This is a genomic window from Lysinibacillus sphaericus OT4b.31 (assembly GCF_000392615.1).
GTDB classification, from domain to species: Bacteria; Bacillota; Bacilli; order Bacillales_A; family Planococcaceae; genus Lysinibacillus; species Lysinibacillus sphaericus_B.
Genome location: NZ_KB933398.1, coordinates 2,657,757 through 2,669,718 on the forward strand (window position 1 = coordinate 2,657,757; position 11,962 = coordinate 2,669,718).

The 11,962-nt window shown below is 38.2% G+C and carries 13 protein-coding genes and 1 riboswitch; of the genes, 6 read left to right on the plus strand and 7 right to left on the minus strand.

The features are described 5' to 3' along the window. Both H131_RS25390 and H131_RS12200 read left to right on the plus strand, forming a co-directional pair. Positions 1-702: hypothetical protein (locus tag H131_RS25390; RefSeq protein WP_010859447.1), on the plus strand; the 702-nt coding region annotated here is incomplete at its 5' end. A gap of 363 nt (positions 703-1,065) precedes the next feature. Next, positions 1,066-2,673, plus strand: coding sequence for a glycosyl hydrolase family 18 protein (locus tag H131_RS12200; protein ID WP_010859448.1), 1,608 nt, complete (start codon positions 1,066-1,068; stop codon positions 2,671-2,673). A 350-nt stretch (positions 2,674-3,023) separates the two neighbouring features. On the opposite strand, the gene H131_RS12205 is transcribed toward H131_RS12200, so the two are convergent. The 5 genes from H131_RS12205 to queF form a co-directional block, all read right to left on the minus strand. Then, positions 3,024-3,563, minus strand: a complete 540-nt coding sequence (locus H131_RS12205) for a VUT family protein (RefSeq protein ID WP_010859449.1) — start codon at positions 3,561-3,563, stop codon at positions 3,024-3,026. A 46-nt stretch (positions 3,564-3,609) separates the two neighbouring features. Then, positions 3,610-4,338 (minus strand): 7-carboxy-7-deazaguanine synthase QueE, encoded by a 729-nt coding sequence (gene queE, locus H131_RS12210; protein WP_010859450.1) that lies wholly within the window; start codon positions 4,336-4,338, stop codon positions 3,610-3,612. Continuing rightward, a complete protein-coding gene (gene queD / locus H131_RS12215) occupies positions 4,331-4,804 on the minus strand; it encodes a 6-carboxytetrahydropterin synthase QueD (RefSeq protein WP_010859451.1) in 474 nt (157 codons plus the stop codon). The genes queE and queD overlap by 8 nt, the downstream gene beginning before the upstream one ends. 3 nt (positions 4,805-4,807) lie before the next feature. Beyond that, positions 4,808-5,488: a 7-cyano-7-deazaguanine synthase QueC gene (gene queC, locus H131_RS12220; RefSeq protein WP_268891044.1), complete on the minus strand. Its 681-nt coding sequence runs from the start codon at positions 5,486-5,488 to the stop codon at positions 4,808-4,810. A 99-nt stretch (positions 5,489-5,587) separates the two neighbouring features. Continuing rightward, positions 5,588-6,088 carry a preQ(1) synthase gene (queF, locus tag H131_RS12225; RefSeq protein WP_010859453.1) on the minus strand — a complete coding sequence of 167 codons (501 nt, stop codon included), beginning with the start codon at positions 6,086-6,088 and terminating at the stop codon, positions 5,588-5,590. Between the two features lie 123 nt (positions 6,089-6,211). After that, positions 6,212-6,258, minus strand: a riboswitch (PreQ1 riboswitch). 276 nt (positions 6,259-6,534) lie between these two features. On the opposite strand from queF, the gene H131_RS12230 reads away from it, so the two are divergent. From H131_RS12230 to H131_RS12240, 3 genes are all read left to right on the plus strand, one after another. Next, positions 6,535-7,665: a DUF418 domain-containing protein gene (locus tag H131_RS12230; protein ID WP_010859454.1), complete on the plus strand. Its 1,131-nt coding sequence runs from the start codon at positions 6,535-6,537 to the stop codon at positions 7,663-7,665. A gap of 268 nt (positions 7,666-7,933) precedes the next feature. Beyond that, a complete protein-coding gene (locus H131_RS12235; protein ID WP_230491846.1) occupies positions 7,934-8,794 on the plus strand; it encodes a sensor histidine kinase in 861 nt (286 codons plus the stop codon). Next, positions 8,791-9,396, plus strand: coding sequence for a response regulator transcription factor (locus H131_RS12240; RefSeq protein WP_010859456.1), 606 nt, complete (start codon positions 8,791-8,793; stop codon positions 9,394-9,396). The genes H131_RS12235 and H131_RS12240 overlap by 4 nt, the downstream gene beginning before the upstream one ends. A 147-nt stretch (positions 9,397-9,543) precedes the next feature. Here H131_RS12240 and H131_RS23675 read toward each other — a convergent pair whose 3' ends face one another. Then, positions 9,544-9,693 (minus strand): YrzO family protein, encoded by a 150-nt coding sequence (locus H131_RS23675; protein WP_010859457.1) that lies wholly within the window; start codon positions 9,691-9,693, stop codon positions 9,544-9,546. 26 nt (positions 9,694-9,719) lie between these two features. Then, positions 9,720-10,688 (minus strand): DMT family transporter, encoded by a 969-nt coding sequence (locus H131_RS12245; RefSeq protein WP_036130229.1) that lies wholly within the window; start codon positions 10,686-10,688, stop codon positions 9,720-9,722. Positions 10,689-10,825: 137 nt separating this feature from the next. Between H131_RS12245 and H131_RS12250 the strand changes: the two genes are divergently transcribed. Continuing rightward, positions 10,826-11,692, plus strand: coding sequence for a LysR family transcriptional regulator (locus tag H131_RS12250; RefSeq protein WP_010859459.1), 867 nt, complete (start codon positions 10,826-10,828; stop codon positions 11,690-11,692). The last annotated feature ends 270 nt before the right edge of the window (positions 11,693-11,962 follow it).

Here is an 11,962-nt window from a genome sequence, read left to right on the forward strand (position 1 = left end):
ATGCCAGGAGGGATGCCGGGCGGAATGCCAGGCGGAATGCCAGGAGGGATGCCGGGCGGAATGCCAGGCGGAATGCCAGGAGGGATGCCGGGCGGAATGCCAGGCGGAATGCCAGGAGGGATGCCGGGCGGAATGCCAGGCGGAATGCCAGGAGGGATGCCAGGCGGAATGCCAGGTAGATTCCCAGGAGGGATGCCGGGCGGAATGCCAGGTGGTTTCCCAGGCGGAATGCCGGGTGGTTTCCCAGGCGGAATGCCAGGTGGTTTCCCAGGTGGGATGCCGGGTGGTTTCCCAGGCGGAATGCCGGGTGGTTTCCCAGGCGGGATGCCGGGTGGTTTCCCAGGTGGTTTCCCAGGCGGGATGCCGGGTGGTTTCCCAGGTGGTTTCCCAGGTGGAACACCTAGACCTGGCCAAGGGGGGCAAATGAACCCACCATCTCCGTCTCAAAACATGATTAATAGATATCAATTTTTAAGTCAAAATCCAGCACAAGCGCAAAGTATGTTACAATCACAAGGTCCAGCAACATATGCAGTTGGTTGTGATGGTAGATGGACCATTGTTCTCTTAAGGAATGGACAGCTATTTTTAATGTATGTAATTTCAGCAAGCGTTACTGGTAATACTACTGGCATTATATGGCCGAATTTCACGTTTGCTTCATTCCCATCTTCCGCCATTTTAGCGTATTCTTGTAATTAATAATACCCATTTATTATGAACCCGTGATGAATCACATATGACAATAATAAAATGATCCCACTGAATTATTCAGTGGGATTATTTTATTATTATTACATTTTTCGTTGTACCTTGGTCAGTCGTAACATCCAGCCTTCCCTTGAATAGTTGATTACTTTATGTCTAGTCAACAATTCCGATACGTGAGTTTTCACTTTTCTTCTATAGTCAAATGTGAATTTATTGAATTTTAGAAAACCAACCACGAGTTTTGGTGACGAACCTAAATAACTCAATTAACCCATATTTTTATAATTGATATAGTTGATCCAAATAATAGATAATTAAGTAGATAAAATCTATTTTATAGGAAGGAAAGAAGGTATGAATAATAAATTTAAACAATATTTTCTAATCCCCGCTCTGTTAACTACATTATTTGCCTCTCCATTTAGTGCTGATGCCTCAGTAAATGACATACATATGTCTTATTTATATGGTGGAACTTCTAGCTCCTATTTAGAAAATATAGATATGACTTTAGGTGCGTTAAATACAGCTACGCCAGGATTCTATGAATTAAACGCTGACGGTAGTTTAAAATCTTCAATTGATAAAAATTTAATAGCAGAGTTACACAAAAGAAAATTAAAAGTCGTTCCATATATTACCAACAACTGGGATAGAAATTTAGCTCAAATGGCTATGAAAAATAGAGAAGTTTTATCTACTCAATTAGTAGATTCTGTAGTAAAAAATAACTTAGATGGCATAGATATTGATATTGAGAATTTAAACTATACCGATAAGGAAGTATTTACAGATTTCATTAGATTATTAAATGAAAAAATGCCTAATGATAAAACAATATCTATAGCAGTTGCTGCAAATCCAAATGGATGGACGGTAGGATGGCATGGTTCTTATGATTATTTAAAACTAAGTGAATATAGTGATTATCTAATGTTAATGGCCTATGATGAAAGCTGGAATGGTGGTCCAGTAGGTCCTGTCGCTAGCTTATCATTTGTTGAAAATTCTATTATATCTTTATTAAATCTAGGTGTTGATTCAAAGAAAGTAGTTTTAGGCTTACCATTTTACGGGCGAATTTGGAACGATGACGAGGAATTAGGTGGATATGGTGTAGCTAATAAATCTGTAAAAAGCATAGTTAATAATCATAAAGGAAAACTATATTTTGATAATACCTCAAAATCAGCTTATGCTAAATTCACTGTTAGAGAAAGCGATTCACCAACATATATTGGTGGTAAAAAACTTTCAACGGGCAATTACACCATTTGGTATGAAAATGATTTATCTTTAAAATATAAATTAAGATTAGTAGAGAAATACAATTTAAGAGGAACTGGTAGTTGGGATTTAACGCAAGCAGATAACGGAATATGGAAATTTTATTCGTCTTGGGCAAATGGACAACATAATTTTATAGATTCAGAAAATCATTGGGCTGAAAATGATATTATGTCTCTTTATAGAAAGGGATGGATAAGTGGGAAAAATGAATACACGTTTGACCCTAATGGTGATCTAACAAGGGCACAAGCTGTTACTATCCTTACAAACGCGATTGGTTTAAATGACAAAAAAGAAACGGTACCCAATTACTTTACAGATGTTCCTACTGACCATTGGGCAAAACGGGCTATTGAACTCGCACATAAGTATCATATTGTTAATGGAACGAAACCAAACGTGTTTGAACCAAATTCTCGAATTACAAGAGCTCAATTATCAGCAATATTATCAAGAATACTAGATTACCCATTAGATAATACGAATGAATGTCCTTTTTATGATGTACAAAAAGGACATTGGGCGTACTCAGATATTTTAAAACTAAGTAGTCATGAAATTATTAAAGGTAAAGAAGACGGTCGATTTTACCCTAACGAATTTGTTAAAAGAGCGCAAATGGCAGCGATGGTTAATCGTGCGAGTGGAGATTTAGAAAAATATCCAAAATAAAATAATTAACATCCTCCTCCAAGAAAGTGTTGATAAATAAGGTAAAGTAAATACAGGGCTTCATCTACAAACGTGTAGATGAAGCCCTGTTTTTAACTTACTTTCCCCCTTTGTCGAAATCCTTCATCTTGTTCGGTCCTATAAAGATAATCTCCCCTACATCATTAGGGGCGACGGTATTTCTTTCAGGGCCTACAATTTTTTTATATCGATGCTAGGCACATGCAAGCCGACTAAATTAATTTGTTTTTTGTAATTTGCTATGTGAGGCTCAGCTCACGCCCGCGAAAAAGCTATCGCTCTTAGTGGAATGTGCGGTCAAGTACATATTTTGAAAAAGCGCCAAAAAATCATTCTAAAGTAAGACGTTTTCCCTGAATTACACGCACTTGATTTAAAATCAGTGCACCTAACATCTGAATAATCGTCTTCACAATAATTTGTCCCAAAATGGCGGCTGGTACTGCTTCCCAATTCAGCATATTGGCTCCAAGCGGACTCAAGCCAATTACTACGAAAATAACGGAATCCAGAAATCCTCCAACAATTCCGCTATAAAACACACGCCAAGCCATTGGTAGTTTCAATCGGGTATAGATTTCTGTATCGGCTGTTTCAGCGACAACAAATGAAAGTGCCGATGCCACCACAATCAATAGTGTATCCCCGAGCATGAATGAAACCACTGCGGATAAGATTAGAGCTGTAATGATAAACAAATAGGTCTTTGCTCTACCATATTTATTTTGCACAAGATCCCGGAAAATGAAGGTCGCTCCAATCAACAGAGTCCCCATTGGAACAATAAACATGCCAAACTGTAATGGCGCAAATGCTGCCGTTACTACATTAGCAATGACAATAGATAATAAATAAAATAATATTCTCATGATGTTACTCCTCAAGTAAATTTAAAGACCGTTTTGAAACTGCCCACTATACACCTCTTTTATTTCCCCAAACAAGGGCATGCAGCTGTGGCAGTACTTTAACATCTCTTAATCCCTCATCTTCAATCACCCTGTCAATTAGCGCTTGGTACTTCTCTAATAAATGGCTAATCAGCAGCGGATTATCAGTCGTCGTAATATCATCATTACCGACTTGTAGATAAAAAGGAATCGTCGGATATCGAAGGTGAATTTGCTTAGCATAAGCATAATCCTCTTCATTAAAAACGACTATTTTGAGGGAAGTATGCTGATTGCTGTTTCGATTTTGAAGTTTTCCGAGGATATCAGATAGTACCGTATAGTCTGTGGTCATTCCGGAACTAGGAGGCTTGGGTGAAATCGTCAGTTCATCGATATCATATAGCCATTCTTGCCATCTGCTTCCCTGTGTCTCTACTCCGACCTTTATGTCGTTTTCTTTTAAAATAGCAATGAGCGCTTCCAAATTTCGAAAGAGTGCAGGATTTCCACCCGAAATCGTGACAAATGAAAAACCACTGCCTCCGAGTCGTTTCAACTCAGACCAAATCTCATCTGCTGTCATTTGGACAATCAGATGCTTTCCGCTGCCATCCCATGTAAACGATGAATCACACCAGGAACAGGAATAGTCACAGCCAGCAGTCCGCACAAACATCGTCTTCTGTCCAACTACCATACCCTCGCCTTGAATGGTCGGTCCAAAAATCTCGATAACGGGTACCTTACTCAACTTCCATCCACTCCCGTCGCGCTTCAGCATAGCTTGTCGGAGTCTCATACAGCCTGATAAACTCTACACGCGCCCCGTTATATCGTTGTTCATCATGCAAGGCTTCCGCTAACTTTTCGTAAATCCAGACTACAATGTTCTCAGCCGTTGTATTCATCGGTGGAAGCGTTTCATTTAAATAACGATGATCCAAATAAATGTCTATTTTTTGTTTCCAAATTTCTTTTATATCACCAAAGTCAATCATCAAACCGCGTTCATCTGTGAATCCACTCAACCCTAATACAGCACGATACGTATGGCCATGCAAATTTTTGCATTTCCCATCATAATCATGTAAATGATGGGCTGCATCGAAGGTAAATTCCTTGCTCACGAGAACACGTTTTGAATGATAGTTCAATTGATTCCTTTGAATATCTTCATCTATTTTTTGGAGCTTCTCGACAATTTTAAAATGAAACATGCCTTAAGACTCCTTTCTGAAGCTTAAATACTCATCTAGCCCTTTTTTTCGCAGTTTACACGCCGGGCATTCACCACAACCATCTGCTATTACACCGTTATAACAAGTTAACGTTCTTTCCCGAACAAACTCAAGCGCCCCAAGCTGATCAGCAAGCTCCCATGTCTGTACCTTATTCAGCCACATTAACGGTGTATCAATCACAAAGGAATCATCCATAGATAAATTTAACGTTACATTCAAGGATTTTATAAAAATATCCCGGCAATCCGGATATCCACTAAAATCCGTTTCACAAACACCAGTTACGATATGCTTGGCTCCAACTTGACTCGCCAAAACGCCCGCAAATGAAAGAAAGAGCAAATTCCGGCCAGGCACAAAAGTCGATGGAAGCCCGCCATCTTCTCCGTCTTCTACTTCGATGTCTTGTCGTGTCAATGCATTCGGAGCAAGCTGATTCAGGAGCGACATATCAAGAATGTGATGCGTGACACCAAGTTCCGCTGCTATCTCCTTTGCACATTCAATTTCAAGAAGATGCCTTTGACCATAATCAAAAGTCACCGCTTCAACCTCTTCAAAATGTTCTTGTGCCCACAACAAACAAGTGGTACTGTCCTGACCTCCACTAAACACAACAATTGCTTTTTCCTGCTTCTTCATCTGTAAAAACTCCCTTATAACGAAAAAAACAGCACACTAAGAAAAATGCTGTTTTCTTCTTAGTTTTTTTAAGAGGGTAGCTAAAACCTCTTCCTTCATTGATAAGACTTTCCAAATTTATCGATTATCGATTTTTTCTGGATTAAGATCGTGATTCATTAAACGATAATTCGCTATTTCTTCGTATTTAGTTTCTGGTTTCCCATAGTTACACCATGGATCAATCGAGATTCCTCCACGTGGCGTAAATTTACCCCAAACCTCGATATATCTTGGATCAAGTAATTTAATTAAATCGTTCATAATGATATTGACGCAATCTTCGTGGAAATCGCCATGATTTCTAAAACTAAATAAATATAATTTTAGTGATTTACTCTCCACAATTTTTTTATCCGGGATGTATGAGATGTACATCGTCGCAAAATCAGGCTGATTGGTAAGCGGACATAAACTAGTGAACTCTGGACAATTAAACTTGACGAAATAATCTCGATTGGAATGAAGATTGTCTACTGCCTCCAATACTTCGGGTGCATATTCGTATGAATATTGCGTACCTTGATTACCTAATAGTGTTAAATCCTTCAGTCCTTCTTCATGGCTTCGGCCAGACATAAAAAAACCTCCTTGTAAAATGTTTCCCAACACTTTTCAAGAGAGGCATCACCAATCATTCTATTAAAACATAAGTAAAAACATAAAAAAGCCACGTCCGATATGGACATGGCATATTGTCATGTTTCCATAGTTTTTTATAGAGGGTATCAGCTATGAACCTCTCCCGTTCTAGTCCGGGCATTCTTTTCTTCTATCATAATATAAAATATGGTGGAAAACGTCAAATGAAAATTTTCAAATAAAATCTTACACCCTTGTACTTGGCTAACCACATTTTCAGCCTTCGCGGTTCTGGTACACCCTATAAATTACGTCCGTGCCCGGCACACAAAAGTTCTTTATGACACGTGTCATAAAGAACTTTTGACTCCTGTGAATAGGCTTCTATTCTGTTTCTCTTTATCATTTAATTATAAGAAAACAAAGAAAGAGTGATATAAATAATGCAAACGAATCAAAGGTTACCGTTAATCGACATTTTACGTGGTTTTGCGGTATTGGGAACACTCGGTACAAATATTTGGATTTTTGCTTATCTCGGCGACTTATCTTACATTACAACGAGTCACTATTCGGGTTGGTGGTCATTCGATGATTTTCTACGAATGCTCGTGTTATTTTTCGTAAATGGGAAGCTTTTAGGACTGTTAACCATTATGTTTGGGGTTGGTCTAGAATTAAAATACCAACAATCCATTCGAAAAGGGAATGCATGGCCAGGTGTCTATATTTGGACTGTTTTATTCTTGTTTGTAGAGGGTTTTATCCATTTCACATTGGTTATGGAATATGATATTTTGATGAGTTACGCTGTGACCGCAATCCTCGTTGCCTTTATTGTAAAAGCTGGTGATAAAACCATTCATCGCGCTTTATATACGATTGGAGGGTTTCATGCGCTGATGATACTGCTACTTTTAATAAGTGCCTTCCAAGGTGCTAATATGTCTTTGCCTAGTAACGAGTCGATTGTCACGATTTATCAACATGGTACTTGGTTTGAACAAATCTACAATCGTTTAACGAATTTTTGGTTTTTTAGAACGGAAGCCATTTTTATTATTCCAATGAATATCTTCTTATTTTTACTGGGTGTGAAGTTAATGCGTACTGGCGTATTTGCACAAGATGAACATGGACGCCATATGCGCAAAAAGTTATTGTCGATTGGGCTTTATATTGGTGTACCATTAAATCTCCTTATTTTTATTCCTGGAGGCGCTTTTGATTTCCCTGTTCGCTACTTATTTGCGCCGCTCCTATCACTTGGGTATATTGGCATTATAGGTAAACTGATAGAATATAAAAAGGTAGATTGGCTATGGCAGCGATTTGGAGAAGTTGGTAAAATGTCTTTAAGTTGCTATGTTTTACAAAATGTGCTGTCATCTATTATTTTCTATGGTTGGGGCTTCGGATTAGGTGGAAAGCTGTCTAGCTTCGAGGTGATTGGCATGTGGATTGTCCTGTCCCTTTTCCAACTGTTCATTGCTCATATTTTCTTAAAGCATTTCCATTATGGACCGTTGGAATGGCTTCGAAAACATGCGGTTCAAGCCGTTGCACATAAATAATCGACAAGGGTTGGTGTAAAGTATAAAAATATATCCGAAAGATCAAGCAAAGCAATATTTAATTATCGACGCAGTATCCATTATTTTTTTACTATCCATGGTATTAAGCTCAAACTCGGAGTTACCAGTCATAGCAAAAATAATTGTCTTGGTGCTATTGCTAACCGCATTTTATTTTGCATTATGGTATAAAGATTGGCGCCTTCATTTGGCAGCCTTAACGGGTTTCTTTCTTATTACAATACTTGGCATCTATGAAGGCTCTATCATGTTAATCTTTGGATTTAGCTTTGCCGATTTAGTAGGAAGAGCGAAAGTCAAATGGCATATTGCTTCGGCAATGCTTGCTATTGCTCTGATGTTTATCGTTGTTTTATGGGTTGAAACAGGCGAGCTATTCAAAATAGACGACCCCGTTATACTTCCTATTATGATGATTCAGCTTGTCTTTCCCGTGCTGATTTACTATGTAGAAAAAGCAAAAAATTTAAAAGTTGAGTTAGCAACGGTCAATACACAACTTGTAAAACAGCACGAAAGGCAACGTATTGCCAGAGATCTCCATGATACGATTGGCCACACCCTCACAATGATTAAGTTAAAAACAGAGCTGACAACAAAATTAGTGGACAAAGATTCATCTCGAGTAAAAGACGAGTTGCAAGATATTTTAGCAACAACGCGTACTGCACTTAAACAAGTAAGAAAGTTAGTGTCTGATATGAATTTCATTTCATTAGAAAGTGAGCTTTTACACTGTGAAAAACTACTGCAGTCAGCTGATATCGACATCAAAATGACTAACAAATGCCCAAAAATCCTATTATCAAGCGTAGAGGAAACGATGCTAGCCTTATGTGTAAGAGAAGCAACAACGAATATCCTCAAACATAGTCAAGCAAAGTCTTGTATTGTAGAAATCGACTATAGTGACCATATCTATCAGCTGGACATACTAGATAACGGCATAGGTTTGAAAAATCAAGGCCTTGGGAACGGCATATCATCTATGAAGGAAAGAATGACTATCCTTCAAGGCACTGCAACGATTGATAATTTTTCACACGGTGGAACCATTGTTTCGTTAAAATTACCGTTCCAACACTATCGAAAGGAGCCCATTAAATGATACGGGTATTACTAGCTGAAGACCAACAAATGTTGCGTGGCGCTTTAACTTCATTGCTGTCGTTCGAGACGGACATCGAAGTAATTGCAGAAGTTTCTGATGGTCAAAAAGCATGGGAATGCATACAGAGCGATGTGCCCGATGTTTGTATCTTAGACATCGAAATGCCGAATTTGACAGGACTAGAACTTGCTGAAAAAATTAAGAACGCCCATTTACCTTGCAAAGTGATGATTGTGACGACCTTTGCCCGCCCGGGGTATTTACAGAAGGCGATGGATTGTGAGGTCAATGGTTATTTATTGAAAGATGAACCAATTGATTATTTAATTGAAACGATACGCAAAGTGATGAATGGTGAAAAGGTCGTGAGTAGAGATTTAGCCACTACGTTATTTATGAAAGAGCAAAATCCTCTAAATGAACGAGAAATGGCCGTGCTCCAGCTTGTTAAAGAAGGATTCTCAACTAGTGAGATAAGCAAAAAATTATTTTTAACAAAAGGAACCATTCGCAATTATTTATCGACCTCTATTCAGAAACTCCATGTAGAATCCAGACAGCAAGCCGTTCATATTGCCAGTGACAAAGGCTGGCTTTAAAGATACTCGTTCATGTGAGCTACATATGCGTAAAAAAGCAACAAAAAAAATGACCTACCCCCATTAGTGTCTACAATTGGAGGTAGGTCATTTTTATGGTGAGTGGCTCATTTTTTGTCGTCTACACACTTGCTGAAATTTGCTGTGTTAAGTAGATTTATTTTTTTGCTGTAGTAAATCTCTTAAAAGTAGAATCATCTCTTCTTGTTGTTTAATCTTTCTGCGGCCATTTCTATTGATCGCTACAAGCTCGCATGCAATTCCTGCGGCAAAGAAAAACGATAAACTCGTTAACATTATAAGCTCCTTTCAAAACATGAATATCAGCCAGCATGGCGCAATTGTCTTTCCTGTATAATTTGTATATCCTTATTTACTTCTTTACGCTGACATATATTGTTTCGAATGAGAGCTGTAATAACAAGCAGTGTGCCTACAATATCAAAAATGGTTATAGTATACCCTTGTACCATCATAATGACTAATGTAGTAATCGGCACAAAGTTGATAAATAAGATGCCATTAATGGATGACAAAATTTTCACACCGTAGTTCCAACAAAGTAATGCGACAATACCTGGTAAAATCATCATAAACAATAAATCGTATTTCACAATAGCGATTGTTTCCATCGTTGGTACCGACACATACCCTAACATTGTCACAACCATCGTTACTATTCCTGTTATGGCTGTACCAAATACACAAGTTAATGTTGAATAACGAAGTGTAGACCATTCAGGAAATGAGTGCCCCCCCATCGTGTAGATTACCCATCCAACAACTCCAAGGAAAATAAATGCGAGCGGCATTACATTATTTTTTAATGTCAGAAAGAACCCCATATCGCCTTTTGTAATAACAAAAACAGCTCCAACAAAAGCAATGGTCATGCTTACAATCATATACTTTTTCGGTTTCACATTTTTAAATCCCCATAGAATAGCAATCGAAATCATCGGCATCAGCGCCTCCATAATAGACGCTACCATAACACCTGATTTGCCCATTAGCATCTGCCCTAAGAAAACAAGGACATTGTATACAGTAAATGCCATAACCCCGAAAAAGATTAGCAGTTTCCCTTTACCCTCTAATTGAAATGCTTTCTTACCTTCTTTTATCCATAATAAAATAATCAATGCGATCGATACCACACCATATCGAATTGTTGAAAAATAAAATGGGTCGATATACTCCAGTGCATGATCTGCAACTGGGAACATTGCGCCCCATGAAATACTTGCAACTAAACAGGCAATCGCACCTATTATCATCTTACTCTTATTCACTGCTATTCCTCACTTCTATGTATTCTCTTATTATTTCACATTGTGAATTATAAAAAAGAAATAGCATCACGTAAAATGATTGAAAATGATATAAACCATCATTTATAATGATAGTTTATATCAAGGAGGATTACACAGTGGAACTACGAGACTTACAAATTTTCAAATGCGTTGCAAATCTAGGAAGCGTCAGCAGTGCCGCAAAGGAATTAAATTATGTCCAATCCAACGTCACAGCACGTATTAAGCATTTAGAAAACGAACTTAACACACAGCTTTTTTATCGTCATAAAAAAGGGATGCTATTGAATGAGGATGGAAGAAAAATGCTCACTTACGTTAATAAAATCCTACTGGATGTCGAAGAATTACAACAAGTATTTCTAGATAGTCATACGCCTGTTGGAACGTTAAAAATCGGTACAGTTGAAATCGTCAGTATTTTACCAACCATACTAGCTGCTTACTATCAGGACTATCCTAATGTCGATTTATCATTACAAGCGGGTTTGACTGAGGAACTCATAAAAGAAGTAACTGATCACCAATTAGATGGTGCTTTTATATCAGGACCTATCAAACATCCACAATTAGAACAATACGATGTCTGTATGGAGAAACTCGTTCTTGTTACGCAAAATAAAACTTTTCATAAAGAAGATTTTTTAACAACACCCATCCTCGTTTCTAATAAAGGTTGCGGTTATCGTTCCAAGCTAGAACACTGGCTTAAAGATGAAGGTTTACTGCCAAAAAGGATTATGGAATTTAACATACTAGAGACAATCATAAACAGTGTTGCACTTGGCCTTGGCATTACGCTAGTACCGCAATCTGCTGTAAATCAACTTTCCACTACAAGTAAAGTATACTGTCATCCAATCCCTAAAAAATATGGCAGCAATTCAACTGTATTTATACGTCGAAAAGATGCCTACATGACCAACTCAATGCGTTACTTTTTAAAAACAATTGCCGCGCATCGAGATATCAGCTTGCTGTAAGTATATGAATTTGAATGCTTTTTTGCGGTACCTTTATGTCATTTGCAGATAAAATTTTACGATTTTCTAAACTAAAAAGCACTTTTGAGTGAAACGTAGCGACAGAAGCAGGAAAAGCAAGCGTATGAGACCCAGCAGGGAGCGTTAAGTGGAACGAAGACTAAAGTCGTCACGTCCTGTGGCAACGCCTTCGTGACCAACATCCTGTTGCTGTCGCTTCGCTTTCGCACATAAAACATTTGTTGCCCTGATGCGGCTCATGCCTTGTCC